The 26,225-nt window shown below is 51.4% G+C and carries 25 protein-coding genes and 1 tRNA gene; 15 read left to right on the forward strand and 11 right to left on the reverse strand.

Annotation, left to right across the window (positions count from 1 at the left end):
• The first annotated feature begins 91 nt into the window (after positions 1–91).
• Entirely contained in the window at positions 92–1,078 is a 987-nt protein-coding gene (locus FDP13_RS13455) for a glutathione S-transferase family protein (RefSeq protein ID WP_015847848.1), read from the forward strand.
• 97 nt (positions 1,079–1,175) lie between these two features.
• On the opposite strand, the gene FDP13_RS13460 is transcribed toward FDP13_RS13455, so the two are convergent.
• Positions 1,176–2,072: a LysR family transcriptional regulator gene (locus FDP13_RS13460; protein WP_015847849.1), complete on the reverse strand. Its 897-nt coding sequence runs from the start codon at positions 2,070–2,072 to the stop codon at positions 1,176–1,178.
• Between the two features lie 109 nt (positions 2,073–2,181).
• On the opposite strand from FDP13_RS13460, the gene FDP13_RS13465 reads away from it, so the two are divergent.
• A complete protein-coding gene (locus FDP13_RS13465) occupies positions 2,182–2,889 on the forward strand; it encodes a pirin family protein (RefSeq protein WP_027713154.1) in 708 nt (235 codons plus the stop codon).
• A gap of 180 nt (positions 2,890–3,069) precedes the next feature.
• Positions 3,070–3,579 (forward strand): zinc uptake transcriptional repressor Zur, encoded by a 510-nt coding sequence (gene zur, locus FDP13_RS13470; RefSeq protein ID WP_015847851.1) that lies wholly within the window; start codon positions 3,070–3,072, stop codon positions 3,577–3,579.
• Between the two features lie 250 nt (positions 3,580–3,829).
• Here the strand turns inward: zur and lexA are convergent, their stop codons facing one another.
• On the reverse strand, positions 3,830–4,441 hold the full coding sequence (gene lexA, locus FDP13_RS13475; RefSeq protein ID WP_015847852.1) for a transcriptional repressor LexA: 612 nt from the start codon (positions 4,439–4,441) through the stop codon (positions 3,830–3,832).
• A 109-nt stretch (positions 4,442–4,550) separates the two neighbouring features.
• The gene (locus FDP13_RS13480) at positions 4,551–4,916 is read right to left on the reverse strand and encodes a diacylglycerol kinase (protein ID WP_015847853.1); all 366 of its coding nucleotides are present in this window, start codon (positions 4,914–4,916) and stop codon (positions 4,551–4,553) included.
• Between the two features lie 129 nt (positions 4,917–5,045).
• Here FDP13_RS13480 and plsB point away from each other — a divergent pair, with 129 nt between their 5' ends.
• Positions 5,046–7,523 carry a glycerol-3-phosphate 1-O-acyltransferase PlsB gene (gene plsB, locus FDP13_RS13485; protein WP_033575802.1) on the forward strand — a complete coding sequence of 826 codons (2,478 nt, stop codon included), beginning with the start codon at positions 5,046–5,048 and terminating at the stop codon, positions 7,521–7,523.
• Positions 7,524–7,566: 43 nt separating this feature from the next.
• Here plsB and ubiA read toward each other — a convergent pair whose 3' ends face one another.
• From ubiA to FDP13_RS13510, 5 genes are all read right to left on the reverse strand, one after another.
• Positions 7,567–8,430, reverse strand: a complete 864-nt coding sequence (gene ubiA / locus FDP13_RS13490; protein WP_027713159.1) for a 4-hydroxybenzoate octaprenyltransferase — start codon at positions 8,428–8,430, stop codon at positions 7,567–7,569.
• 21 nt (positions 8,431–8,451) lie between these two features.
• A complete protein-coding gene (gene ubiC, locus FDP13_RS13495; RefSeq protein ID WP_027713160.1) occupies positions 8,452–8,967 on the reverse strand; it encodes a chorismate lyase in 516 nt (171 codons plus the stop codon).
• A gap of 351 nt (positions 8,968–9,318) precedes the next feature.
• Entirely contained in the window at positions 9,319–10,965 is a 1,647-nt protein-coding gene (gene groL, locus FDP13_RS13500; protein WP_015847857.1) for a chaperonin GroEL, read from the reverse strand.
• A 45-nt stretch (positions 10,966–11,010) separates the two neighbouring features.
• Positions 11,011–11,304: a co-chaperone GroES gene (locus FDP13_RS13505; protein WP_013316258.1), complete on the reverse strand. Its 294-nt coding sequence runs from the start codon at positions 11,302–11,304 to the stop codon at positions 11,011–11,013.
• Between the two features lie 193 nt (positions 11,305–11,497).
• Entirely contained in the window at positions 11,498–11,998 is a 501-nt protein-coding gene (locus tag FDP13_RS13510; protein ID WP_143839633.1) for an FxsA family protein, read from the reverse strand.
• A gap of 443 nt (positions 11,999–12,441) precedes the next feature.
• Between FDP13_RS13510 and aspA the strand changes: the two genes are divergently transcribed.
• The 7 genes from aspA to FDP13_RS13545 all read left to right on the forward strand — a co-directional run bounded on the left by aspA (position 12,442) and on the right by FDP13_RS13545 (position 19,874).
• Positions 12,442–13,881 (forward strand): aspartate ammonia-lyase, encoded by a 1,440-nt coding sequence (gene aspA, locus FDP13_RS13515; RefSeq protein ID WP_015847859.1) that lies wholly within the window; start codon positions 12,442–12,444, stop codon positions 13,879–13,881.
• Positions 13,882–14,067: 186 nt separating this feature from the next.
• Positions 14,068–15,369 carry an anaerobic C4-dicarboxylate transporter gene (locus FDP13_RS13520; RefSeq protein ID WP_015847860.1) on the forward strand — a complete coding sequence of 434 codons (1,302 nt, stop codon included), beginning with the start codon at positions 14,068–14,070 and terminating at the stop codon, positions 15,367–15,369.
• 108 nt (positions 15,370–15,477) lie between these two features.
• Positions 15,478–15,858, forward strand: a complete 381-nt coding sequence (gene cutA, locus FDP13_RS13525; protein ID WP_015847861.1) for a divalent cation tolerance protein CutA — start codon at positions 15,478–15,480, stop codon at positions 15,856–15,858.
• Positions 15,834–17,552, forward strand: coding sequence for a protein-disulfide reductase DsbD (locus FDP13_RS13530; RefSeq protein ID WP_143839634.1), 1,719 nt, complete (start codon positions 15,834–15,836; stop codon positions 17,550–17,552). Before cutA ends, FDP13_RS13530 begins: the two co-directional genes overlap by 25 nt.
• An 87-nt stretch (positions 17,553–17,639) precedes the next feature.
• Positions 17,640–18,215: a transcriptional regulator gene (locus FDP13_RS13535; protein ID WP_143839645.1), complete on the forward strand. Its 576-nt coding sequence runs from the start codon at positions 17,640–17,642 to the stop codon at positions 18,213–18,215.
• Positions 18,216–18,377: 162 nt separating this feature from the next.
• Positions 18,378–18,453: transfer RNA gene (locus tag FDP13_RS13540), tRNA-Phe, on the forward strand.
• 161 nt (positions 18,454–18,614) lie between these two features.
• Positions 18,615–19,874 (forward strand): integrase arm-type DNA-binding domain-containing protein, encoded by a 1,260-nt coding sequence (locus tag FDP13_RS13545; RefSeq protein WP_143839635.1) that lies wholly within the window; start codon positions 18,615–18,617, stop codon positions 19,872–19,874.
• Between the two features lie 139 nt (positions 19,875–20,013).
• Here FDP13_RS13545 and FDP13_RS13550 read toward each other — a convergent pair whose 3' ends face one another.
• Entirely contained in the window at positions 20,014–20,202 is a 189-nt protein-coding gene (locus tag FDP13_RS13550) for a hypothetical protein (protein WP_033111580.1), read from the reverse strand.
• A 122-nt stretch (positions 20,203–20,324) separates the two neighbouring features.
• Between FDP13_RS13550 and FDP13_RS13555 the strand changes: the two genes are divergently transcribed.
• From FDP13_RS13555 to ccdB, 4 genes are all read left to right on the forward strand, one after another.
• The gene (locus FDP13_RS13555; protein ID WP_015855074.1) at positions 20,325–20,675 is read left to right on the forward strand and encodes a hypothetical protein; all 351 of its coding nucleotides are present in this window, start codon (positions 20,325–20,327) and stop codon (positions 20,673–20,675) included.
• 892 nt (positions 20,676–21,567) lie between these two features.
• Complete coding sequence (mobC, locus tag FDP13_RS13565; protein WP_143839646.1) at positions 21,568–22,311, forward strand: MobC family replication-relaxation protein; 744 nt, start codon at positions 21,568–21,570, stop codon at positions 22,309–22,311.
• Positions 22,312–22,369: 58 nt separating this feature from the next.
• Entirely contained in the window at positions 22,370–22,588 is a 219-nt protein-coding gene (ccdA, locus tag FDP13_RS13570; protein ID WP_015855076.1) for a type II toxin-antitoxin system antitoxin CcdA, read from the forward strand.
• A 2-nt stretch (positions 22,589–22,590) separates the two neighbouring features.
• Positions 22,591–22,896: a type II toxin-antitoxin system toxin CcdB gene (gene ccdB / locus FDP13_RS13575; RefSeq protein ID WP_143839636.1), complete on the forward strand. Its 306-nt coding sequence runs from the start codon at positions 22,591–22,593 to the stop codon at positions 22,894–22,896.
• A gap of 247 nt (positions 22,897–23,143) precedes the next feature.
• Here ccdB and FDP13_RS13580 read toward each other — a convergent pair whose 3' ends face one another.
• Together FDP13_RS13580 and FDP13_RS13585 are read right to left on the reverse strand one after the other, a co-directional pair.
• Complete coding sequence (locus FDP13_RS13580) at positions 23,144–23,968, reverse strand: DNA adenine methylase (protein ID WP_143839637.1); 825 nt, start codon at positions 23,966–23,968, stop codon at positions 23,144–23,146.
• A gap of 40 nt (positions 23,969–24,008) precedes the next feature.
• On the reverse strand, positions 24,009–25,682 hold the full coding sequence (locus FDP13_RS13585; RefSeq protein ID WP_143839638.1) for an ATP-dependent endonuclease: 1,674 nt from the start codon (positions 25,680–25,682) through the stop codon (positions 24,009–24,011).
• Positions 25,683–26,225: the final 543 nt, after the last annotated feature.

Here is a 26,225-nt window from a genome sequence, read left to right on the forward strand (position 1 = left end):
ATAATTGGTTCAGTAACACAATCTGATTATCTCATGGCGGTCAGCGGTATGCTGTTGACCGCCATCGTTATCATTGCGGGAGGAGCTGACTATGGGATTGTTGGTTGACGGCGTATGGCATGACACCTGGTATGAAACCCAGTCATCCGGCGGACATTTCAAGCGACCGCAGACATACTTCCGCAGTTGGATCACCGCCGATGGTGAAGCCGGCCCCACTGGTCATGGCGGCTTCAAAGCAGAAGCCGGCCGTTACCACCTGTATGTATCGTTGGCTTGCCCTTGGGCTCATCGCACTTTATTACTGCGTAAACTCAAAGGGCTGGAGCAACACATTGATATTTCGGTCGTTCACCCACTGATGCTGGACCACGGCTGGACATTCTCCACTGATTTCCCTCACGCCACCGGCGACACGCTCTATCAGCACGAATTTCTGTATCAGTTGTATCTGCACGCTAAAGCGGATTACAGCGGGCGCGTGACCGTTCCGGTACTCTGGGACACTCAGCAGCATACGATTGTCAGTAATGAATCGGCGGATATCATCCGTATGTTTAACAGCGCCTTCGACGATTGCGGTGCCACGCCCGGCGATTACTACCCGCAAGCGCTGCGGGAACAGATTGACGAACTCAACGAGTGGATTTACCACCAGGTCAACAATGGCGTCTATAAAGCCGGTTTCGCCACGACCCAGCAGGCTTATGACGAATCCGTCGGGCTGGTGTTTACCGCTCTGGACAGGCTGGAAACGATCCTCGATAGACGGCGCTATCTGGCTGGCGATCGCCTCACCGAAGCCGATATCCGTTTGTGGACGACGTTGATCCGTTTTGATCCGGTCTACCATACCCATTTCAAATGCGACAAACGCCGGATAAGCGATTATCCGAATCTGTATGGTTATCTGCGTGAAATTTACCAGTTACCGGGCGTATCCGACACGGTGGATCTGGGTCATATCCGCCACCACTACTACCGTAGTCACGGCACCATCAATCCCCACGGCATCATCTCCGTCGGGCCCGACATGGATCTGAACGCACCACACGGGCGGGATAAGCGTTACCCGTAAGCGGGTATGAATCACAGCAAGCGGGTTGCACACCGAACAACGCCGTCGATTGATTTCAGCCAACCGAGGCGTTGTTATGCGGCGTCGACATGCCGCTTCAAAGCGAGTTGAATATGCGTGGTATCTCGCGCAAAAACCACGCCTTGGCTTCGCCCATGCTGTCGCGTCGCCATGCCATGATGATTTGGGCTTCGATGCTATTTTCCGGGCTAACGACCCGCAAGCGCCCTTCGGCGATATCCTGAGCCACACGCTCGTACGGTATAGTCGCCACCCCTAAACCAGCCAGTAACGCCCGCCGCTTGTCATCCATTGAACTTACGGTCAAACGAGGCTGTTTATCCAGTAACTGCACCGTGATGACGGGGCGTTCGCGGGCGGTATCCGCAACCGCGATGCCGCGATATTTCACACGCGTGACCTCTGATAACGGTTCAGGTTCATTATGAATAGGGTGATCCGGGCTGGCTACGTACACATTCTTCATGGAATATAATTTGCGGGTATTGATTTCCGAAGAGGCGCGAAAGTGCATATCCGGCGAGATAACGATATCCGCACGACCTTGTTCAAGCCGCTCCCATGCGCCTGCCAGCACCTCAGTCAATAATGACACCTGGGTATTGGCTTTCAGCGACAGTTTATCTATCAGGGCGAACAACGGCTCCATGGGCACCAACGCTTCCACCACGATGGTCAGGTGGGTTTCCCATCCTCGCGCCAGCGCTTCGGCATCCGTAGTCAACTTGTCGGCGGCTTCCAGCAGAATGCGCCCACGCTCAAGCAGCATTCGCCCAACATTGGTGAATTTGGTGCGATGGCCGGAACGATCAAACAGCACGACATCCAGCTCATCCTCCAGTTTCTGCATGGTATAACTCAGAGCGGAAGGCACTCGTCCCAGTTCATCAGCCGCAGCGGCAAAACTACCCCGGCGATCGATAGCGTCCATGACTCTTAAAGCTTCCAGGGTTAATGCCCGTTCTTTTGCCATTTTTTCACTCATTCAGGATTTTTGAACGTACCGACCAGATTAACTGGCTAACAATCCATCGTCCAGACAATTACTATCGCTTTATCAATAATTATCAGGGTCGAATACCATGATCATTAGCAGAGCAGCAGAACAATGCGGCCAGGCTGACTATGGCTGGTTGCAGGCACGTTATACGTTTTCTTTCGGTCATTACTTTGATCCTGATCTCCTGGGTTTTGCTTCGCTGCGGGTCCTCAATCAGGAAGTCCTGGCGCCAGGTGCCTCTTTTCAGCCGCGGACCTATCCCCGCGTCGATATTCTGAACGTGGTGCTGCAAGGTCACGCTGAATACCGCGACAGCAACGGCAATCATACCCGTGCCAAAGCCGGTGAGGCGCTTCTGCTTGCCACTCAACCCAATATCAGCTACAGCGAACACAATATCAGCGATGATACGCCACTAACCCGGCTACAATTGTGGCTGGACGCCTGCCCTACGCGGGAAAACCAGTGCACGCAACGGCTGAGGCTGGAAGACGAGCGCCCTTATCAGTTACTGGCATCGCCGGATGAATCGGCCAATACCCTCCACCTGCGTCAACAGGTCTGGATCCATCATTTGAATCTGGCAGCAGGCGAACAACAGAACCTGACACTGAATGGCAACCGTGCTTACCTGCAATCGATTTACGGTTCGCTGCGTATTAATGGGAATACCGCGGCGATACCGAATGTATTGCACTGCGGCGATGGCGCTTTCGTTCAGCAGGAAAACAGCCTTATTGTCCAGGCGGAAACCGCCACACGGGTATTGCTGATCGACCTGGTGGTTTAGCGCGCGGTAAAACCCGCCTGAATGCAGCAAGGTGACCACGCGTCAGAAAACTACCCGATAGTACTTGGGTTTTATGGCGAGACAGGGCGCCAGCGCAACCTTGAGGCAGCTATCTCGGCGTTTTTATCCAGTCATGATAATATGCCGACATAATTTCACACTCGCTTCAGGGTTACTGCAATGGATTCAACCAATCCGGACAAACTTGTTGCCCAGGCTGAACAGCTTTGCCAACAACGCAATGTGCGTCTGACACCCCAACGTCAGGAAGTGTTGCGTTTGATGGCCCAGCAACCCGGTGCGATCAGCGCGTATGACCTGCTGGACCTGCTCCGCGTTTCCGAGCCTCAGGCCAAGCCTCCTACGGTATATCGCGCATTGGATTTTCTGCTGGAACAAGGCTTTATCCACAAGGTGGAATCCACCAACAGTTATGTACTGTGCCACCATTTTGAAGAGCACAGTCATACGTCGGCGTTATTTATCTGCGATCGCTGTGGACAGGTAACGGAACGTCAGACGGAAGGTGTGGAGGAAACACTGCATCAACTGGCCAAACAAGCGGGCTTTGCCCTGCGCCACAGTGTGGTGGAAGCTCACGGCTTATGCGGCGAATGCCAAAAAGTGGAATCCTGCGAACATCGAGATAGTTGTAATCACGATCACAGCATCATTGTGAAAAAGCGCTGAACCGAAGAAAAACGGAACACATATAAAAAACGCTGAGTGTGAAGCGTTGCTTCACACTATTCATCCTGAATGCATTATCTCCCTGAATACCTCCGCTTCTGGACACATCGTCTTCCGTTGTATCAATACCCTTTCGGTATCATCAGCTCAGTTGCTGATAAAACCGGGAGGACTAAGGTGCCCATCCAGACAGAGTGAACACCGGTGTAGACGATGTGCAGCAGCGACAACCAAGGGCGGGAACAAAGCGTCAGCTCCAGTCGCTGTTGCGGATTACGCCAACCGCCAACCCTTCGATGGAGAAACTCTGTTCGCGTAAATCGACCACTATCGGCGCAAAATCTTTATTTTCCGCCAGCAGTTGTACCACATTACCCTGTTTCTTCAGCCGTTTAACCGTTACTTCATCTTCTATACGCGCCACCACCACCTGGCCGTTACGAACATCCTGCGTCTTATGCACCGCCAGCAGATCGCCGTCCAGAATACCGATGTCTTTCATCGACATTCCGCTAACCCGCAACAGAAAATCCGCACTCGGCTTGAACATCGCCGGGTCAACCTGATAGTGACATTCAATATGTTGCTGCGCCAACAACGGCTCGCCGGCAGCAACGCGACCGATTAGCGGCAGCCCTTGGTCTTCTTCTTCCATCAATAGACGGATACCACGGGAAGCACCCGTGACAATTTCAATCACGCCTTTACGGGCCAGCGCCTTGAGATGTTCTTCAGCGGCGTTCGGCGAGCGAAAGCCAAGCTGACTGGCAATTTCAGCCCGGGTGGGCGGCATACCGGTTTGTGCAATATGATCGCGAATCAGATCATAAACCTGCTGTTGTCTGGTTGTTAGCGCTTTCATTCCGCCCCCTGTTTGTTTATACAGTTTCGCTGTGAGTATATACAGGGAAAGTGCCGATGGGAACCGTGATATGGCTATTGCGAGGATTTTTCTACGATTCTGCAAAACATCACGCAAAATGACTCCACAGTATTCCCCCCCACACCGTCGCCGCCAACAGGCAGGCGACGAATACTGCCGCCGAGCCAATATCTTTTGCCCGGCCCGACAGCTCGTGGTAGTCCATACCGACGCGATCCACCACCGCTTCGATGGCGCTATTCACCAGTTCAAACAGCACGATCAGCACCACAGAACCGATTAACAGCAACCGTTCCACCATTGAAACCGGAAGCCAGCAGGCAATAATAACGGCGACAACCGTGAGCAATGATTCCTGGCGAAATGCCGCCTCATGCCGCCATGCTTGCTTCAATCCTTGCAGCGAATAACCCGCTGCTTTGATAATGCGGGTTATTCCGGTTGTTTTGTTCATGCTTACTCCGCCTTTTAATTTTTGATTGGCCACGATTTTAACGCGCAGCCATGGTTTCATCACCACAGATATCCTGTCGGGTTTCTGGTATCCTTGGCGCGCATTGCTAACAAGAGGCTTCTGGTTGTTATGTCAGGTTGGCGTAGAATTTACTATAAACTACTGAATTTCCCACTAAAATTACTGGTAAAAAGTAAGGTTATCCCACAGGATCCCGTTAATGAACAACGCCTGGATCCGACGCGGCCGATTTTCTATGTATTGCCTTACAACTCCAAGGCGGACCTGCTGACTCTGCGCACAAAATGTCTGGAGTTTGGTCTGCCCGATCCGTTGCAACCGCTGCACATCGACGGAAAAACCTTGCCGAGCCACGTTTTTATCAATGATGGCCCGCGTTTATTCCGTTACTATGTGCCCAAGCAGCAGTCGATAAAACTGTTCCACGATTATTTGGATCTGCATCGCAATAATCCGGAACTCGACATACAGATGGTGCCGGTCTCCGTCATGTTTGGCCGCTCTCCCGGCCGAGAAGGACAAAGTCAGGAGACGCCGCACCTGCGTCTGCTAAACGGTATTGAGAAATTTTTTGCCGTGTTATGGCTGGGCCGCGATAGCTTCGTACGTTTCTCGGTGCCTGTCTCGCTGCGTTATATGGCGACGGAGCACGGCACCGATAAAACCATCGCGCACAAACTGGCGCGCGTAGCGCGGATGCACTTCTCCCGTTTGCGGCTGGCGACCATCGGCCCGCGTTTGCCGGTTCGTCATGAGCTTTTCAATAAGCTGTTGTCTTCACGGGCCATCGCTAAAGCGATCGATGACGAAGCGCGGGTTAAGAAGATCTCTCATGATAAGGCTCAGCAAAATGCCATCGCCCTGCTGGAAGAGATTGCCGCAGACTTCTCCTATGAAGCCGTCAGGTTATCCGATCGCGTCCTGAGTTGGACCTGGAACCGCCTGTATCAGGGCATCAACGTGCATAATGCCGAACGGGTACGCCAGTTGGCGCAGGACGGGCATGAGATCGTCTACGTTCCCTGCCACCGCAGCCATATGGACTATTTGCTGCTCTCATACGTGCTGTACCATCAAGGTTTGGTGCCGCCGCATATCGCTGCCGGCATTAACCTTAACTTCTGGCCGGCCGGCCCGATTTTCCGCCGCCTCGGCGCCTTTTTCATCCGACGCACGTTCAAAGGCAATAAACTCTATTCCACCCTGTTCCGCGAATATCTGGGCGAGTTGTTTACCCGCGGTTATTCGGTAGAATACTTTGTCGAAGGCGGCCGTTCCCGTACCGGCCGTTTGCTGGAACCCAAAACCGGCACGCTGGCGATGACGATTCAGGCGATGTTGCGCGGCGGTCCCCGTCCCATTACGTTAGTACCGATTTACATCGGTTATGAACATGTGATGGAAGTCGGCACCTATGCGAAAGAGCTGCGCGGCGCCACCAAGGAAAAAGAAGGTTTCCTGCAAATGGTGCGTGGGTTACGTAAACTGCGCAATCTTGGTCAGGGGTACGTCAACATCGGCGAGCCGCTGTCGTTGACCTCGTACCTCAACAACCACGTACCACAGTGGCGAGACGCCATCGATCCCATCGATCCACAACGCCCCGCCTGGCTAACGCCTACCGTGCAGAATATCGCCGACAGCATCATGGTGCGCATCAATAACGCGGCAGCCGCCAATGCGATGAATCTATGCTGTACGGCGCTGCTCGCCTCCCGCCAGCGTGCGTTGACACGCGAGCAAATGGAAGAACAGCTGGAGTGTTATCTGCAACTGCTGCGTAACGTTCCTTACAGCCCTGATATCACCGTGCCTAATCAAACCGCGTCGGCACTGCTGGAACACGCGCTGAGCATGAATAAATTCGAGGTGGAAAAGGACAACGTCGGCGACATTATCATTCTGCCGCGCGAGCAGGCGGTACTGATGACGTACTACCGCAACAATATCCACCACATGCTGGTTCTGCCATCGCTGGTTGCCAGCATCGTGATGCATTGTCGACGTATCACTACGGCGGAACTGTTGCGCCAGATAACACTGATTTATCCGTTACTGCAGGCGGAATTGTTCCTGCATTACGAGAAAGCCGAACTGGCTAACGTGCTGGATGAATTGGTGGCCGAGCTGGCTCGTCAGCAGCTCATTCTGAGCAAGGATAACGGGCTGGAACTGAACCCCGCGCGTATTCGTACGTTGCAGCTGCTGGCCGCCGGCGTTCGTGAAACATTGCAGCGCTATGCCATTACGCTGGCCTTGCTGAATGCCAATCCGACGATCAGTCGCGGTGCGCTGGAGAAAGAGAGCCGCAGCATGGCGCAGCGTCTGTCTGTTCTGCATGGCATCAACGCGCCGGAGTTTTTCGATAAAGCCGTGTTCTCAACGCTGGTTAATACCTTACGTAGCGAAGGGTACGTCAGCGACACCGGCGAGGCGGTACTGGAGCACGTCCAGGCGATCTATGCCATGTTGGGCGAGCTGCTTAGCCCGGAAGTGAAACTCACCATTGAAAGCGCCAGCCTGGCGCAGGAAAGCAGCGACAGTGAACCTGCGGTAAATGCGCCGACACAGGAAGACGCTGAGTAAGACGTTATCGAGGAGCCCTGCGGAAACCCGCAGGGCCATACCGCTACAAGCCGAACAGGATGCCGAAAAACAGCACCATGCCGACATAGTTGTTATTTTTAAATGCCCGGAAACAGTTATCGCGCTCACGTCCGGCAATCAGTTTCTGCTGATACGCGAACAAGCCCGCCGCTGCCAGCACCGACCAGTAAAAGACCTGGCCTAATCCCATCATCCGACCCAACGTCAACATCGACACCAGCGTCATCAGTTGTAATACGCCGATAATCAGCGTGTCATAACGGCCAAACAGGATAGCGGTCGACTTTATGCCGATCTTCAAATCATCATCGCGATCCACCATGGCATATTCGGTGTCATAGGCGATGGTCCAGCAGATATAGGCGAAAAACATGAGCCAACAGGTTGTCGGCAATGATTCACTCACGGCAGCATAAGCCATCGGGATCGACCAACCAAACGCCGCCCCAAGAACCAGTTGCGGCAAATGGCTAACACGCTTCATGAACGGATAAATCCACGCCAGCGCCAGCGCAGCGACGGACAGCCAAATGGTCAATCGGTTCATGGTCAGCACCAAACCGAACGCCAACAGCACCAGGACCACAAACAGTACCTTGGCTGATTGCTCGCTGACTAACCCGGCAGGTAACGGACGCGCAGCGGTGCGTTTAACATGTCCATCGAAATGGCGGTCTGCATAGTCGTTAATGACGCATCCTGCCGCTCGCATCAGGAATACCCCGGCAACAAACACCAGCAGCGTCCACAGTGCCGGCGCGCCTCCCCCAGCCAACCACAACGCCCACAGCGTTGGCCATAACAGCAACAAGCTGCCTATCGGATTGTCGATACGCATCAGACGAAAATACGCGCCCCAGCGTCCCGACGTTAACAATCTTTCCAACGCCTGATTCTCCTTCTGCACTCAGCCCTGATGGGCGTCGGGGAAATAAATGGGGGCATCCGGTAAAAATAGCTCGGTGATCAACAACGGATTGCCCGACAAAAGCAAACGCGCACGCCTGACCCACAGCGCACCGCATCGGCCGGTTTGAATAATATCGCGCGGCGGCGGACCTTGCAGGAACAAGTAGCGACCCAACGGCGTGTTGCCAATCTGCGTCAAGTCGATATCCGCCTCTTCCAGCGTCTGCTCGGGTATCACCGTACGGCCAAATAACCAGGGCTTGTCATCCCCCAGCAGCGTAACTTCACGTAGCCAATAACGCTCACTCAGCGGCAGCAACGTCGACTCGCCGACCATATCCAGTGACGATACAAACTGCTCCTGCCTGACCTGCACCGTCAATCGCATACAATGCAGCTCCAGACGGCGCGTCATAGAATCACCATAAACCAGCCAGTCCATCGCCGACGCAGGTAAATCTTCAGGCGCGCACCACTCAACCGAGCGCAGGCTAACCAACGCCTCATCAGACATCTATCCCATACCACCCGGTGTTTAATAAATAAAACGCGCATATTGTAGCGCAGATGCTCATTGTAGCGAAGGATCGCACACTGATAACAGGTTACGAACCGCGCGTTAACGATTCGAGCGATTTACACACAACCTATCGGCCAGGCTCACACCCTGTTGCAAATCAGCCGAACCATGGCAGATAAAATGCGTCTCTCGCATACCCCGGCACCTCCGCTTCCCGCAGGTTACGCCTGCGGCCTGTCATTATTATTACGGCCTGCCGGATGAAAAAAAACTACCCGGCCGAAGCCGGGTAGTTTTTGTGCGACGGATACTGCAGCGAAACGACCACTGCAACAGCGCGGCTGATTACATCATGCCGCCCATACCACCCATGCCGCCCATGCCGCCGGCAGCACCTAAATCAGGCGCGTCGCCTTTCGGCAGCTCGGTCACCATACATTCGGTGGTGATCATCAGGCCCGCTACGGAAGCCGCGTACTGCAGCGCAGAACGGGTTACCTTGGTCGGATCCAGAATACCCATGTCGATCATGTTGCCATACTGTTCGGTTGCAGCGTTGTAACCGTAGTTGCCTTCACCCGCTTTCACGTTGTTGGCAACCACAGACGGCTCTTCACCGGCGTTGGAAACGATCTGGCGCAGCGGTGCTTCCATCGCACGCTGAGCAACTTTGATACCGACGTTCTGCTCTTCGTTATCGCCTTTCAGGCCATTGATAGCAGTAGCAACGCGGATTAGCGCCACGCCGCCACCGGCAACCACGCCTTCTTCAACGGCAGCGCGGGTCGCGTGCAGCGCATCTTCAACGCGGGCTTTCTTCTCTTTCATTTCGACTTCGGTCGCAGCACCTACTTTGATAACCGCAACACCGCCAGCCAGTTTAGCTACGCGCTCCTGCAGTTTTTCACGATCGTAGTCGGAAGTCGCTTCTTCGATCTGCTGACGAATCTGGGTAACACGACCCTGAATAGTGGCTTCATCGCCCACGCCATCGATGATGGTGGTGGTGTCTTTGTTGATAACCACACGTTTAGCCTGGCCCAGATCTTCCAGCGTCGCTTTTTCCAGCTCCAGACCGATTTCCTCGGAAATCACAGTACCGGAAGTCAGGGTAGCGATGTCCTGCAGCATAGCTTTACGACGGTCACCGAAGCCCGGCGCTTTCACCGCAGCCACTTTCACGATACCGCGCATGGTGTTGACCACCAGCGTCGCCAGTGCTTCGCCTTCTACGTCTTCAGCGATGATCAGCAGCGGTTTGCCGGCTTTAGCAACGGCTTCCAGCACCGGCAGCATTTCGCGGATGTTGGAGATTTTTTTGTCAGCCAGCAGGATGAACGGGCTTTCCAGCTCAACGGAACCGGTTTCCGGCTTGTTGATGAAGTACGGAGACAGGTAGCCGCGGTCGAACTGCATACCTTCCACGACGTCCAGCTCGTCTTGCAGACCAGAGCCTTCTTCCACCGTGATCACGCCTTCTTTACCCACTTTTTCCATGGCTTCGGCGATCAGTTTACCTACGGTTTCGTCGGAGTTGGCGGAAATGGTGCCTACCTGAGCGATAGCTTTGGTATCAGCGCAAGGAACGGACAGTTTTTTCAGTTCTTCTACAGCAGCGACAACCGCTTTGTCGATGCCGCGCTTCAGATCCATCGGGTTCATGCCTGCCGCAACGGCCTTCAGACCTTCGTTAACGATAGCCTGAGCCAGTACAGTTGCAGTGGTGGTGCCGTCGCCAGCCGCGTCGTTGGCTTTGGAGGCAACTTCTTTCACCATCTGGGCGCCCATGTTCTCGAACTTGTCTTCCAGTTCGATTTCACGTGCAACGGACACGCCGTCTTTAGTGATGGTCGGCGAGCCGAAGGATTTGTCCAGTACTACGTTACGGCCTTTCGGGCCCAGCGTAACTTTTACTGCATCAGCCAGCACATTAACGCCACGCAACATTTTTACCCGAGCGTCATTACCGAATTTTACGTCTTTAGCTGCCATTGGTAGTTTCCCTTGAATTCGTTTCGTTCAGATGATTACGTAAGATTAGGCTTCAACAATCGCCAGAATGTCGCTTTCAGACATGATCAACACCTCTTCGTTGTCGATCTTCTCAGTCTTCACGCCATAGCCATCATTGAAAATGACGATATCGCCTACTTTCACGTCCAGCGGTTTCACTTCACCGTTTTCCAGGATACGGCCATGGCCGACGGCCAGGACTTCACCACGGGTGGATTTACCCGCTGCAGAACCGGTCAGAACGATGCCGCCAGCAGATTTTGATTCAACTTCTTTGCGCTTGACGATTACGCGGTCATGCAATGGACGAATTTTCATTGATAGCTCTCCTTTGAGAAAGTCCATATCAGCTTAGGTTAAACACCGGTTGTACTCTGACACCCGGCCTTGTGGTGAACTAAGTGGGGACGTTTCACGACGCTTCAAGGGAGGAAAAAAATTTTTTTTGCATTAAGTTAAATTTTTCTGCGCAACCCCGCACGACGTACGCTGACGCCCCCGCAAGGTCGGATCAGCGATGCGAGGAGTCGTCGGAGGTGTTGTCGTCGCGGCGGTTATCGGGTTTGTCCAGTTGGCCGTGCTCGTCCTTACGCTGAAACTCGCCTTCAAACACATTGCCTTGGCCGCCATGATTCCCCGGCCCCGGGCGGCCGCGCCAGATTTGTAAATACGGCATCAGCTTAAGCGTCAGGTGTTTTTGCACCGGCGGCAGCAGCAACAATAGCCCCAGGAAATCGGTGAAAAAGCCCGGCACCACCAACAAAAAGCCAGCCAGGATCAACGACACGCTCTTGACCAGCTCGGCAGCCGGACTTTCCCCCGCCTGCAAACGCTGCTGCATCAGCATAATATTTTTCATCCCCTGGTTACGCACCATGGAGATCCCAATACAGGACGTCATCACCACCAACAGTAGCGTGACCGCCACACCCAGCACCTCGGCTACGCGGACGAAAATAGAGACTTCGATGTAAACGAACAAAAAAATCAGCAAAAGCGGTAACCAGCGCACCCAAAGCTCCTGTGGTTAATATCCAACGCATTGATAGAAGGGTTTACAACACCACGCAACCATCAGATTTACCTTACGTGGTCATCACAATCAGGTATGAAGATACGACCAGTTGACATGGTACAGTACCTTATACTTTAACGCGCCATTTACCCTTTATTGGCGGTCGATAATAGAGGAGATGGTAGTGCAAACACCCTTTTTCAACCATGACGGCGAGGTATCTGTTTATTTCCGCGCAACGTCATGACTCTTATCACAGTTCGTGCTCCGAAAGAGAGATGACTGCCCATCTGTGATCAGGGCAACGGAATTTCGGCTAATCAACAGAATATCATAATAGCAACAGCAAGCATGGTGGTTAAACATTCTGCTGCTGTCTTCCACGGTAAGACGATACATCCTATAAATTCTAATCGATAGAAGTATAAGAGAAGGCTCTCATGTCAGATAACATTCGTATTGAAGAAGATCTGTTAGGTACCAGAGAAGTTCCTGCTGATGCGTACTACGGTGTGCATACGTTGCGTGCTATAGAAAACTTCTATATCAGCAACCAGAAAATCAGCGATGTGCCGGAATTTGTACGCGGCATGGTCATGGTGAAAAAAGCCGCCGCCATGGCGAACCGTGAACTTCAGACCATACCGCGCAAGATTGCCGACACCATCATCAAAGCCTGCGACGAAGTGCTGGTTAACGGCAAATGCCTGGACCAATTCCCTGTCGACGTATTCCAGGGCGGAGCCGGTACATCCGTCAACATGAATACCAACGAAGTACTGGCCAATATCGGTCTGGAACTGATGGGCCATCAAAAAGGGGAATACCAGTACCTGAACCCCAATGACCACGTCAATAAATGCCAGTCCACCAACGATGCCTACCCCACCGGTTTTCGCATCGCGGTGTATATCAGCATCCTGAAACTGGTCGACGCGGTGACCGTCTTGGCCGATGGCTTTGAGAAAAAAGCGAAAGCATTCGAAAACATCCTGAAGATGGGCCGCACCCAACTACAGGATGCCGTACCGATGACGCTGGGCCAGGAGTTCCATGCTTTCAACGTATTGCTGAAAGAAGAGAACAGGAACCTGCTGCGCACCGCAGAACTGCTGCTGGAAGTGAACCTGGGCGCGACCGCTATCGGCACCCGACTGAATACGCCGGAAGGTTACCAGCAGTTGGCGGTACAGAAACTGGCGGAAGTCAGCAAACTGGCGTGCGTACCGGCGGAAGACCTGATCGAAGCGACCTCCGACTGCGGTGCCTACGTCATGGTGCACAGTGCGTTGAAACGCCTGGCGGTCAAACTGTCCAAAATCTGTAATGACCTGCGTCTGCTCTCCTCCGGACCGCGTGCCGGGCTAAACGAAATCAACCTGCCGGAACTGCAGGCCGGTTCATCCATCATGCCGGCCAAGGTCAACCCGGTGGTGCCGGAAGTGGTCAATCAGGTGTGCTTCAAAGTCATCGGCAACGACACGTGCGTTACCATGGCGGCCGAAGCCGGTCAGTTGCAGTTGAACGTGATGGAGCCGGTCATCGGCCAGGCTATGTTCGAATCGACCCAGATTCTGACCAACGCCTGCTACAACCTGCTGGAGAAATGCGTTGAAGGCATCACAGCCAACAAAGAAGTCTGTGAATCCTACGTGTTCAACTCTATCGGTATCGTCACCTATCTGAACCCGTTCATCGGCCACCACAACGGCGACATCGTCGGCAAGATCTGCGCCGAAACCGGCAAGAGCGTGCGTGAAGTGGTGTTGGAGCGCGGTCTGCTGACCGAAGCCGAACTGGACGACATCTTCTCGGTGCAGAACCTGATGCACCCGGCTTACAAGGCCAAACGCTACACTGAAGACCAAGACGCGTCCTAATTCCGCACTGTCTTCTCCGTAAGGCACGTCAGTCCGTTAGGGCTGCGTGCCTTTGTTCTATCCACTTTTTTTTCCACTCTTTTTTTCCGCGCCGCAAAAGGCCGACCTTTAGCCATAATTATAAGAAAAAGATATGGAAAGACGTTTTGCAATGTCACGGGCAACAAAATCAGAAGGAACATCAACATGGTTATTCTGGAACTATTTATCGTACTCCTCGCTATTTATCTGGGCGCCAGGCTCGGCGGTATCGGCATCGGTTTCGCCGGCGGGCTCGGCGTACTGGTTCTGACGCTGGGGTTTAACATTAAACCGGGTGTGATTCCGTTCGATGTGATTGAAATCATCATGGCGGTTATCGCCGCCATCGCCGCGATGCAGATAGCCGGCGGCATGGATTATCTGGTCAGTCTGGCTGAAAAACTGTTACGTCGTCAGCCGCGTTACGTCACCTTTCTTGCTCCGCTGGTGACCTATTTCATGACGCTGCTGGCAGGGACGGGCCACACCGCCTTTTCCACCCTGCCGGTTATCGCCGAAGTCGCGAAGGAACAAGGCATTCGCCCTTCTCGTCCGCTCTCGATAGCGGTTGTCGCCTCACAAATCGCGATTACGGCCTCGCCTATCTCAGCGGCGGTGGTCTTCGTCGCCGGCATACTCGAACCGAAAGGCGTCAGTTATCTGGCCCTGCTCGGCATCTGTATTCCCAGTACGCTGATCGCCATTCTGCTGACCGCCATACTGACCAATTTCCTCGGCAAGGAATTGAAAGACGACGAGGTTTATCAGGAACGCCTGCGTAAAGGCGAAGTCTCGTTACGCGGCCACGGCCAACTGGAACTGAAACCCGGCGCCAAACGCTCGGTTGGGCTATTTCTTGTCGGCATTATCGCCGTGGTGCTGTACGCCACCGCCATCAGCGACACCGTCGGGTTGATTCATAATCCGGTGCTGCCGCGTAACGAAGCGATCGTGGTGTTCATGCTGACTATCGCAACGCTGATTTGCCTTACCTGCCGCGTCGATACCGCACAGATCCTCAGCGCCAGTACCTTCAAGTCCGGCATGAGCGCCTGTGTGTGCGTAATGGGCGTTGCCTGGCTGGGCGACACCTTCGTCAAAGCACACATTGGCGATATTCAGAGCACAGCCGGTACGCTGCTGCAAAGCCATCCGTGGATGCTGGCGGTGGTGTTGTTCTTCGCGGCAACGCTGCTGTATTCACAAGCCGCCACCGCCAAGGCGCTGATGCCTGCGGCACTATTACTGGGCGTCAGCCCGGTGACGGCCATCGCCTCGTTTGCCGCGGTGTCGGCGCTGTTTGTCCTGCCTACCTACCCCACGCTGTTGGCGGCGGTAGAAATGGATGACACCGGCTCAACGCGCATCGGCAAATATGTATTCAACCATGCGTTTTTGGTCCCCGGCGTGGTGGCGATTTCGTTGTCGGTTGTTTTCGGCTTTGTGATTGGTCACATGGTGCTGTAATCCCCATCGGGATCGTAAAGTTTTTTCGGATCGGCGCTCCGGCGTCGATCCGACCTTACGCTTCCCTACCTCGCACGGTATAGTGTGTCTACCGTTATCGAGGTCACGATGTCAGATTCTCATGACAACTCGTCGTTTAACAATGATATACCGTTAAATAACAAGGCATTACCCAGTAACGCGGTGGTGATACTGTGCACCGCGCCTGATGAAAACTGTGCCCGACAACTGGCCCAATCTGCGCTGGATGCGCGACTGGCGGCCTGCGTCACCTTACTGCCGGGCGCGACTTCCCTGTATCACTGGGAAGGTAAACTGGAACAGCAGACGGAGATTCAACTGCTGCTTAAAAGCGACAGGGAACACCAGTCCGCACTGCTGACTCACCTGAAACAACAGCATCCTTACCAGACACCAGAACTGCTGGTGCTGCCGGTCGAGGGTGGCGACAGCGATTATCTCTCATGGCTCAACGCATCCTTACGCTGACGGCTCTGTGCCTCAGCCTGTTTTTCAGTACTTTGGTTACAGCGCAAAACCCTTTCGGGCGCAGCGCCCAGTCTCAGTTTCTGCCGGTCGATCAAGCCTTCGCGTTTGATTTTCAGCAGCGTGGCGATCAATTAACCGTGGACTGGCAAATTCACCCCGGTTACTACCTGTATCGACAGCAAATCAAGCTCGATAGCGCACTTATCGCACCACCGGGTGTAACGCTGCCGCCGGGCGAATCACACCGTGACGAGTTTTTCGGCGAAGTGGCTATTTATCGCCAGTCGCTGACGCTCACTATCCCCCTACGAGACGTACCGCCCGGCGCATCGCTCAGCATCACCTATCAGGGCTGTGCCGACGCTGGCTTCTGCTATCCGCCGGAAACCCGCTCGGTGCCGCTCAGTGCGATTAGCTCTGGCACACCTGCGGCGCCGGCCGTCATCACACCGCAGCCGGACCGCACCCATACCCCGCAATTACCGTTTTCGCCGTTCTGGGCTCTGCTGATCGGCATTGGCGTTGCTTTTACCCCCTGCGTGCTGCCGATGTACCCGCTGATCTCCGGGCTGATTCTCGGCCGCCAGCAACGCTTGCCCACCGGGCGTACGCTGCTGCTGACGCTGGTGTACGTACAGGGAATGGCATTGACCTACACCTTGCTTGGCCTGGTAGTCGCGGCGGCAGGGCTGCGCTTTCAGGCAGCATTGCAGCATCCTTATGTGCTGATCGGGCTATCGGTCATGTTTGCGGCGCTGGCGTTGTCGATGTTCGGCGTCTACAGCCTGCAACTGCCGTCATCGCTGCAAACGCGTCTGACATTGTGGAGTAACCGTCAGCAAAGCGGCTCCGCTACCGGAGTATTCGCGATGGGGGCGCTGGCAGGGCTGATTTGCTCGCCCTGCACCACCGCACCGCTCAGCGCGCTGCTGTTGTACATCGCGCAGAGCGGTAACCTGCTGGCCGGCGGCGGCTCGCTGTATTTGTATGCGCTCGGTATGGGGCTGCCGCTGATGGCGATTACCCTGTTCGGTAACCGGTTGTTACCCAAACGCGGCCCTTGGATGAACCACGTCAAGGAAGGTTTCGGGTTTGTGATTCTGGCACTACCGGTATTCCTGTTGGGACGAGTGCTGGGCGAGGTCTGGGAATGGCGCATGTGGGCGTTACTTGGCGTGGCGTTTTTCGGCTGGGCGTTTACCCTCAGCCTGCGCAGTCATGCCGGCGGTATGAGAGCCGTACAGATTCTGCTGTTTCTGGGCGCGCTGCTGGCGGCACGCCCCTTGCAAGATTGGCTATTCGCGCCAGCGCAGCCGCAACCCGCCAGCGCCGGCCAATTGCACTTTACATCGGCCAATACGCTGGACGAACTGACTACGGCGCTGGGTCGCAGCGACAACCGCATCACCATGCTGGACCTGTACGCCGACTGGTGCGTAGCCTGCAAAGAGTTTGAAAAATACACCTTCCGTGATGCAACCGTACAGCAGTCGTTATCCGCTATGCAACGGTTGCAGGCCGACGTTACCGCCAACAACGAAACCCAACGCGCGCTGCTGCAACACCTGAACGTGCTGGGATTACCGACTATTCTGTTTTTCGACGCCAGCGGACGGGAGATTCCAGGATCGCGCGTTACCGGCTTTATGGATGCCGCCGCGTTTGCCGCACATTTGCAAACGCTGAAACCGTAGTCAGGCAAAGGCTGGCGGCGGGAGACTTGCAAGATAACGGGGATAAACCACACTGAGTAGTGATGGCTAATGAGCAGGAGAAGCATGATGCAACGGGAAGAGGTACTGGAACAGGCGCTGGCGCTGTTGGAGCGTCGCGGATTCGCCGACACCACGCTGGCGATGCTGGCCGAACAATTGGGCGTTTCTCCTGCCGAACTCCAGCCCTTTTGGCCTGACCGCGATGCGCTGCTGTACGACAGCCTGCGTTATCACAGTCAGCAGGTGAGTATCTGGCGCAAGCAGCTCCAACTGGACGAACACCTCAGCCCGGAGCAAAAGCTGCTGGCGCGTTACCAACGGCTACAGGATGCCGTCAGCCAGCATCGCTTTCCGGGATGCCTGTTCATTGCCGCCTGCAGCGCGTATCCAGACCCGCTCCACCCGATTCATCAAATTGCAGAACAGCAGAAGCAGGCGTCGTATCAGTACACCAAAGCGCTGCTGGAAGAGATGGAAACCGACGATGCCGATATGGTGGCATTACAGTTGGAGCTGATTCTGGAGGGCTGCCTGAGCAAATTACTGGTAAAACGCCAGTTATCCGATGTGACCGTAGCGAAACGACTGGCGGAAGACGTACTGCGTGTTGCCATGTGCCGAAAACACGGCGCACTGGCGTAATGTTTTCACTCCCGGCATCCACCGCCAGACATGACATTCAGCCATAAGCTGTTGCTTATTTACGCAAAAAACGCATAAACGCTGAAAAAGCAGTCAAACCGTCAAAAAGCAGGTGAATTCACGTTGACGCAGGCACCTGAATCCGGTTTAATGCGCCCCGTTGCCCGGATAGCTCAGTCGGTAGAGCAGGGGATTGAAAATCCCCGTGTCCTTGGTTCGATTCCGAGTCCGGGCACCACCTTTCCTTTTTTATGCCTCCTTATCAATCCCTATATTTTTGTGATTCAATAAGTTGGCGTGAAAATCTTTTCCGATGCGTTTTGATTAATCCCTTCGCATCGGGGAATTTGTGGGTCAGATTGCGGGTCATTCAGTTCGATGAACGGGAGTGACCCTCATATGTTAACTGACAGCAAAGTCCGATCCGCGAAACCTCTCGCAAAATCTTATAAGCTCACCGACTCGCAAGGCCTGTACCTCACGGTATCCACCAGCGGCGCTAAGCTATGGTATTTCCGCTATCGCCTCGGCGGTAAAGAAACCCGTCTGGCTTTTGGCCCCTATCCTCAGACTACACTGGCGGAAGCCCGTGAAAAGCGCGATGCAGCACGTAAGTTACTGGCGTCCGGCATCAGCCCTTCTCAGCTTCGCAAAACGAACAACCCCGTCGTTGAGGAATCCCGCACCTTTCAATATGTCGCTCAGGCGTGGCACACCAGCAGCCTCAAGCTCTGGTCAGACGCGCACGCCGATAAAATTCTCATCTGCCTGAAACGCTACGTTTTCCCTACTATTGGCGCGATGGATATCGCTCAGGTCGAAACCCGTCATTTAGCACAGTTGGTTAAGGCCATTGACGACAAAGGCGTGCATGACGTCGCCGGACGAGTGCGCCAGCATCTGACCAAAATCATGCGCCACGCCGTACAACAAGGCGTAATCAAATACAATCCGGCTTACGATCTGGACGGCGTCGTGACCCCGGTCGTGACCCAACATCACCCCGCCCTGCCGCTGAAACGCCTGCCAGAACTGCTGGGGAAGATTGAGAACTACAAGGGCCGGATGCTGACCCGTCTGGCACTGGAGCTGAGTCTGCACGTTTTTCTGCGCTCCAGTGAACTCCGCTTTGCCCGCTGGGATGAATTCAATCTCAAAGCGCATATTTGGAGCGTACCCGCCCAGCGTGAAGCGGTAAACGGCGTGAGGTTCTCAGAGCGTGGCGCAAAGATGAAGGATGAACATCTGGTGCCACTGTCACGGCAGGCGGTCGCCTTGCTGAAACAGATTCAGGCGATTTCCGGCGAATCGGTCTTCGTTTTTCCGGGCGCACATACTCTGAACAAGCCGATGAGTGAAAACACCATCAACAAGGCGCTGCGCGTGATTGGCTACGACACAAAAACTGAGGTATGCGGCCACGGTTTCAGAACCATGGCCTGTAGCGCCCTGAACGAGTCCGGACGCTGGTCAAAGGATGCCATTGAGCGGCAGATGAGTCACAAAGAGCGCAACGGCGTGCGGGCTGCTTACGTGCATAAAGCCGAGCATCTGGAAGCCAGAATCGAAATGATGCAGTGGTGGTCGGACTATCTGGACATCAACCGTGAAGGATATGTCGCGCCGTATATTTATGCGCGAAGTTATACGGCTGGCTAACGCGCTGCGCTTGTTGGCTCCTGACGGGCTTTCTATGTGATAGAAAACCCGTCAGGAGCGTTGTCTTAAAACCATCCGGGCATTCTGCCAAACGTTTCTTACACGTTAGGATCTGCGACATCAACTGCCCGAATCACTGTTAACCTTTGGGTTCGATGCCTCGGGTCTGGAGTTCTTTGCGCAGAATACGCTTTATCCATGTAGCCAATGTCTTGTCGCCATCTTTGTGGGCTTGTTCTTCCAATTGCGCCCGAAACTCGTGGGACAGTCGAATCTGATACTGGTCTGTTTTTGACTTTTCACTTGACATTGTAATTACAAATTCCATAGCATGGTCTTGTTGTAATTACACCGCAATTACACGGTATTTTGCAACGATAAAGAGCGAAGCCCGGTAGTGCTAGGAACACTCACCGGGCTTCTGACCACAACATTATGAGGACTAATGCTATGGCTGACACCGATAGTAACACGGGCCCGTCTTACCAATCACTGCCGGATTGCGAGAGCCTGTATTCCGCCATGAATGCCGCGCTGGCGCGTCTGGATTTTTCAAACATGGACGATGACGAACTCTCGCAGGTGGCAGAGTATTGCGCCGAAACCAGCGCCGGGCTGTGTCATTGCCTGAATTTCATTGGCGATGCGCTGATTACCTTTGCCGATAATGACGTGTGCGAATCCACGCCGGAAAGTTTATGCCAGTTGGGGCATGGGCTAAATGCCATCAGCTTACTCATCCCGGCGCTTAACGATATGCACAGACGCGCACACGCACCGACCCGCCCGATAAGCCTCTGAACCCGCGCCTGATTAAAGCTCTGCCGTGGGTCACTCACGGTCAGGGCTTTTTTGCTGCCATAACTGAATCCCCCTAATTCTTGATATGCGATATTGAGTTGTTTGCAGGCCTCCTCCTCTTTTCCCGATAGCCTTCCCTACCGGCTGATTTCAGTAGGGAGAAGACATGCCCGCTGGTTTTATTTTCGCAACGCTGACAGCGCTCAACAGGCCATCCAGGCACGACGCAGGACGCGACGGGTTTAGGCGGTTGAATGCCTGCGCCCCGCGGGCATTCAACCGTGGTGTGAGGCGAGTAAATTCAATTTCGCAGAAATTGCTAATTTGCGTCACCCGAACCCACCGGCGAGCGTTCCCCCCAAGGGGAACCGAGCAGGCCGGGGGGGGCCGAATAAATTTTGCCGCCCCAGCGAGCAAAAAGACGCGCCCACGCGTCGGTTTATTTGGGGGGCTTCAGCCCCGCACACCGTCGTGGCTAAGTCTCCGGCCACCAGCCGGTAGCGAGGCGCGACTACCCACTTTGAAGGCGTTTTCCCATTTTTTCGCTGACCGGAACGGGCAAAAGAAAAAGTGGGCGAAAAACGGTGTCTCAAAGGGGGTAGTCGCGCGTAGCGCGCGACGGTGTGCCGCCGTTGACGTTGGGGGTTTTGGCGTGGCGTCCAGCCGCGACATTACCCCCATGCGACAGGCAATAAGGGCGTCCAGCCCGCATGAACTGGCGCACGCCGTTCTGTGCCGGGAAATGTATTTCCCGGTGCATGGCTGCGAAGCAGTCACCGTATTCGCCTCATGCTGTCGGCGCATCGCATGGACGCATACCATTCACAGAAATATGAGTCGATGTCATGAGGCGAGAAAGACGAAAAAAGCAACCAGAGGCAAAGGGGGAGCAATGCTGATTTCTGATTACCGTAAACGCCGCGAACGTCATTGCAAAAAGCTCCGGATACTGCTCAATTTTCTGAAAGAAGAAACCTACAGCGACTTTAAAACGCTGATGCTGCTTTTTGATTATAAAAACCACAAGCCGCTTTACCTGTTGCTGGCAAAAGCCATCGACATGGGATTCATTCAAAAGCAGACGTTCTGCACAAGGATGGAGAAAATCTCACTGTGGGGGATAACCAACGACGGATTGGCCGTTGTCATCACGCCAGATGATGAGGGTTTTCCTGCACGCTTCGAGCCTGCGAAAGTCACCGGCTGGATGCTGGAGCAGCATCTTGATAACCAGCTCGCCCGGCTCATTCTGGAAAAGAAAGGCGCTTATGGGTGGGTTAGCGGCACTTGTGCAACGTTCCGCAGCCGCTATCAGGTATATCATCGCCCGGCCGGGGTGATAACGTTACCAGGCGGAACCGTCATCGCCGTTGAGACTGAACGCCATCTGAAAACCAAGGCCCGTTATCAGGCGATTATCACCAGCCATTTACTGGCGCGCACCCAGCGGCACTGGATGTACGTTTTCTATATCGTGCCCAACCCACAGATGAAACGCGCTATTGAGCTGCTGTTCAATAACATCAAACACGTCATCGTGAATCATCAGCACATCCGGCTGGAAACGAAGCACCGCCATGTATTTCGGGTTTATACGTTTGAGGAGTTGAGAGGGTTGGATTTGAATCTTGGTTAATTGCTGAACAACCATGCGAAGTATATACTCACAGTGTGCATAAAAGAGGATCACTATCATGAAACACCGCGTCAGCGTTACCGTAGACAAAGACAATTATCAGGTTCTGAGTGCTGCTGGAGTCAACATTTCCGGGCTGGTGAATGATGCCATTGGCAAAGAAGCCCGCCGCATCAAGGCTGAGGAGTGGAAGAAGGAAAACCGCGAAGGGATGGAAGAAGTCGCCCGATTTATCGCGCAGAATGGCTCCTTTGCAGATGAAAACAGGAACTGGTGATCATGCAATTCATTGTTTATGAATACAAAAGAGCCAGTCACTACAAAATATTTGTCGATGTGCAGAGTGATATTGTCGACACACCAAAGCGGCGCATGGTCATTCCGCTTATCGAAGCACATCACCTGTCTGAGAAAGTGAATAAAACGCTGTTCCCTCAGATCCGCATCGAAGGCGAAGATTATCGACTGATGACGACTGAACTATCGAGCGTTCCGGTTGAGGTTATTGGTGAAGTGATTGCGGATCTTGGCGACTACGCCGATGAGATTAAGGATGCGATTAATCTTATGTTTTGGGGGATTTGAGAAGGAACAATATCATTCAGTTGATCAAGTATTATTCATAGTAGTCTTGTCAAGTGAAGCTCAGAAACATCTCAAAAATAGAATATTGCTATTTTCAAAGAAGGGATAAAGTAGATACTACACTTCATTATTAACTCCACTTCAATTTCTATTTAGAAGAATGGAGATAGAGGATAAAAGTTAGTAAATCAAGTATTATTAATGTATTATGATGCTTCAATACTTTCAAACCCACTTACTGATTTAATTAAGGCAGTTCAATACCCTTAGAGTAAATTATGACTTCCTCACCTCTAAGTTTCCATTGCGCGCTATAATTTAGAGAGTGGTCAGTCATATGATAATCAGAGTAAATTCTTTTTATTTCTTCATTGTTGTCATATGAAACAACCCAATCATAGTCAACCTTTGATAGAATATCCCGAATTTCACAATGATCATTGTGGTTATAAAAATTCCTATATAGTCCTTGTCCCTTAACATAGTAAGGTGGATCTAGATAAACAAAAGATGCCTTAGCCTCACTGTTATTAATAGAAATAAGGAGCTCAGAAGCATCAAGATTAGTGACTTTTATTCTATCGTTGGCATCACCGATAGTTTTTATTTTTGGTAAAAGATTTGATTTGTTAAATCGCGCATCAATCTTGTAATTTCCATTTTGATTTTTCCCACCGATAACGCCACCTTTCAGTATGCCTGAACGATTAGTCCTGTTAAGAAAAAATGTCGCTAATCCAACATCAAGCAAAGTATGTTTTTCAGGGTTAGACATAATACTTTTTTGTAAAAACCATGTCTCCATATTTACAGGCATTTCAAGTATTCTCCTTTGGAATTCACTGTTGTGTTCAGTAATTGATTTCCAAAAAGAATAAACTGCAAAATCAGCATCATTAATAGTGATTGATGAAACATAGTTGTCAAGAAGAAGAGCTAGAGCAACCCCAGCACCACCAGCATAAGGCTCATAGTAATTGCAGCCAATAAGCCCATTGCGTTTGATTATACTTTTTATATGAGGCGCAAGCTTTGTTTTTCCGCCTGGGTAACGTAATGGGCTATAACTCATTCTATACACCTTAAAAAAATCCACAGGTATTATATAGATATTAATCATCATTAGCAATTTTCATATCGAAATCCCACTCCCTCTTTTCGATCCCATTAGCCATGCTAACCTTAAAAAAAACTGTCTTTAAGTCATTGTAAAAATTGGATATTTCCTTATCGTTGTTTTCATCAGAGATCCAATCTCTGAAAACAAGTTCGAAAAATTCTCGATGTTTCTCAAATTGTTTTTTGTTTAAATCGCGGGCAACCCCTTTACTTGTACCAGTAATCTCTTTAACTTGCTTAATCTTTTCTTCAATAGAAGAAATATCTTCTCTGATGTCACTTAAGAACTTAGTTTTCGTATAACCTAACCCTCGGATGGTATTATCACGCCAAAAATCTCTATCGTCACTTTGATACAAATATTCAGCATGTTCGAAGCATATAACCTCCGGTGATTTACCCCCAGGTAATTTTATTGTGCAGCGTTTAATATCTAACTTTTTATCTCCATCAAGAACACATATTGACTTAAGGGTTGTATCTAATAATGAATTATCACTGAAGATAGAAACTAAGTTATCAGCTCCTACTTTACACTCAACAAGATGAAAAAAACGCCTTATCTTAGAGAAATCTTTATTAAGAAGTTCATAATAATCAAATATTGCATTCAGAAAAATCCGAGCCTCGTCATCTTCTGTAAATATTGGGATTTTTTTCTTATTATATATCTCAGAACGAGTTTCGTTTCTTAAATGCATTTTAATGTCAACAATAGATGGTTCTTTAATTTGAAATACTGAATTAATATCATTATGCAAATAAATTAAATTATCTTTCTTTTCTAATACATACTCTAAAAGAGACAAGCTGTGAGTTGTTATGAATATTTGTATTTTATATTTTTCTGAAAAATCGCTCATTATGTCATATAATTTATCCTGTAGAGAAGGATGCAATGTTGCATCGTATTCATCTATCAAAAGGATGCTCACAATATCATCCCCTTTACTAATCAATGAATCATAATAATATGCTAAAGAAACTAATGCCTTCAAAATTATAAATAAATTATCTTCGCCAGAGGAAATAGTATTGGAGTCAATTCCCTCTACAGGGCTCACGAACTCAGGCCCCAATTTAAAATCACTAACCATACTAATTTTAATGTTATCGATTTTAATATGTGTTAGTTTTTCATAAATTGTTGACAGCATATTCATATAGCTATCAGGCAATCCAGATTTCACTTGAACTATATAATCATCCTCAAGCTCTCCAACGGGAAATAGTCTTGAAAGCCCTAAATATATAATATTACAAGAAGGCAATGACTGCCCTCCTGAGTAATATGGTTTAATTGCATATCGTTCATCTTGTTCCGAATTATGTTTCCTAAAACTCAAGGACTCCCCATTAGTGTAATGAACATCAAATAACTCACCTTTTTTCCCTTTGGCTGGGTCACTATAATTCTTAGCATCCCTGACCAAACTTTCAATCTTTGGGTTTATTATAATATTATTATTTTTAACAACTTTTACACATGATGCATTGGAGTAATTATCAGAAGAAACTTTTGCGGCTTTAAATGCATTGCTTACTATGTGTAAAAGAGTGGTTTTACATGTACCATTAGTTCCGGAGATAACATTCATCTTTGGGGTAAATGAAAAATCAATATCCTCGAGTTTTTTATATTTATTGATTATGATTTTTTCTATCACTGTGTGCCCTTACTAAAATATTAAGATTGACTGAAAGTGATCTATAATACAGTAACTACGATGTTCCAATGATAACCTGTTTCCTTTTACGACTATAGTAGTACCATTGCTCATATTATGATATAAGAAGATGTGGTCGCATAATTTGTCACTTTGTGGAAAAACAGACCTACTCTATTCAGTTTTATATACTATCGACCAACTAATCCTGCACTCATCAAACTTAACCTGAATCGCTTTCAAGCAAATTTGCTGTTTACCTGCATGGTAGCCTTTTTTCAGCGTATAATTCCAGATTGTAGGTTACTAAGAATTAATCCAAGCTGCAAGTTTATCAAAGCAATTCAGAGGCAGTGACATCACAGCGCACATAGGCCGTGCGGTCAGTAGGCAGCCCAGCATGTAAGCACATGCTATTAGGTCCCTGGTATTTTTTAAGACCTTTAAACACTATTAAGTTTTTAATTAGGCTGTGTCCCTTAACTTAACAACCGCTTTAAAAATAACCTGATCGCTCCCAGTTTTAGCATACTCAGGTAGTTT

Source organism: Dickeya sp. ws52, from assembly GCF_007210685.1.
GTDB classification, from domain to species: Bacteria; Pseudomonadota; Gammaproteobacteria; order Enterobacterales; family Enterobacteriaceae; genus Dickeya; species Dickeya chrysanthemi.

What these genes read in the sequence shown, in the direction of transcription:
- FDP13_RS13455 (WP_015847848.1), top strand. Translation starts at nt 92, where the DNA reads ATGGGATTGTTGGTTGACGGCGTATGGCATGACACCTGGTATGAAACC.
- FDP13_RS13460 (WP_015847849.1), bottom strand. Translation starts at nt 2,072, where the DNA reads ATGGCAAAAGAACGGGCATTAACCCTGGAAGCTTTAAGAGTCATGGAC.
- FDP13_RS13465 (WP_027713154.1), top strand. Translation starts at nt 2,182, where the DNA reads ATGATCATTAGCAGAGCAGCAGAACAATGCGGCCAGGCTGACTATGGC.
- zur (WP_015847851.1), top strand. Translation starts at nt 3,070, where the DNA reads ATGGATTCAACCAATCCGGACAAACTTGTTGCCCAGGCTGAACAGCTT.
- lexA (WP_015847852.1), bottom strand. Translation starts at nt 4,441, where the DNA reads ATGAAAGCGCTAACAACCAGACAACAGCAGGTTTATGATCTGATTCGC.
- FDP13_RS13480 (WP_015847853.1), bottom strand. Translation starts at nt 4,916, where the DNA reads ATGAACAAAACAACCGGAATAACCCGCATTATCAAAGCAGCGGGTTAT.
- plsB (WP_033575802.1), top strand. Translation starts at nt 5,046, where the DNA reads ATGTCAGGTTGGCGTAGAATTTACTATAAACTACTGAATTTCCCACTA.
- ubiC (WP_027713160.1), bottom strand. Translation starts at nt 8,967, where the DNA reads ATGTCTGATGAGGCGTTGGTTAGCCTGCGCTCGGTTGAGTGGTGCGCG.
- groL (WP_015847857.1), bottom strand. Translation starts at nt 10,965, where the DNA reads ATGGCAGCTAAAGACGTAAAATTCGGTAATGACGCTCGGGTAAAAATG.
- FDP13_RS13505 (WP_013316258.1), bottom strand. Translation starts at nt 11,304, where the DNA reads ATGAAAATTCGTCCATTGCATGACCGCGTAATCGTCAAGCGCAAAGAA.
- aspA (WP_015847859.1), top strand. Translation starts at nt 12,442, where the DNA reads ATGTCAGATAACATTCGTATTGAAGAAGATCTGTTAGGTACCAGAGAA.
- FDP13_RS13520 (WP_015847860.1), top strand. Translation starts at nt 14,068, where the DNA reads ATGGTTATTCTGGAACTATTTATCGTACTCCTCGCTATTTATCTGGGC.
- cutA (WP_015847861.1), top strand. Translation starts at nt 15,478, where the DNA reads ATGTCAGATTCTCATGACAACTCGTCGTTTAACAATGATATACCGTTA.
- FDP13_RS13530 (WP_143839634.1), top strand. Translation starts at nt 15,834, where the DNA reads ATGGCTCAACGCATCCTTACGCTGACGGCTCTGTGCCTCAGCCTGTTT.
- FDP13_RS13535 (WP_143839645.1), top strand. Translation starts at nt 17,640, where the DNA reads ATGCAACGGGAAGAGGTACTGGAACAGGCGCTGGCGCTGTTGGAGCGT.
- FDP13_RS13545 (WP_143839635.1), top strand. Translation starts at nt 18,615, where the DNA reads ATGTTAACTGACAGCAAAGTCCGATCCGCGAAACCTCTCGCAAAATCT.
- FDP13_RS13550 (WP_033111580.1), bottom strand. Translation starts at nt 20,202, where the DNA reads ATGGAATTTGTAATTACAATGTCAAGTGAAAAGTCAAAAACAGACCAG.
- FDP13_RS13555 (WP_015855074.1), top strand. Translation starts at nt 20,325, where the DNA reads ATGGCTGACACCGATAGTAACACGGGCCCGTCTTACCAATCACTGCCG.
- mobC (WP_143839646.1), top strand. Translation starts at nt 21,568, where the DNA reads ATGCTGATTTCTGATTACCGTAAACGCCGCGAACGTCATTGCAAAAAG.
- ccdA (WP_015855076.1), top strand. Translation starts at nt 22,370, where the DNA reads ATGAAACACCGCGTCAGCGTTACCGTAGACAAAGACAATTATCAGGTT.
- ccdB (WP_143839636.1), top strand. Translation starts at nt 22,591, where the DNA reads ATGCAATTCATTGTTTATGAATACAAAAGAGCCAGTCACTACAAAATA.
- FDP13_RS13580 (WP_143839637.1), bottom strand. Translation starts at nt 23,968, where the DNA reads ATGAGTTATAGCCCATTACGTTACCCAGGCGGAAAAACAAAGCTTGCG.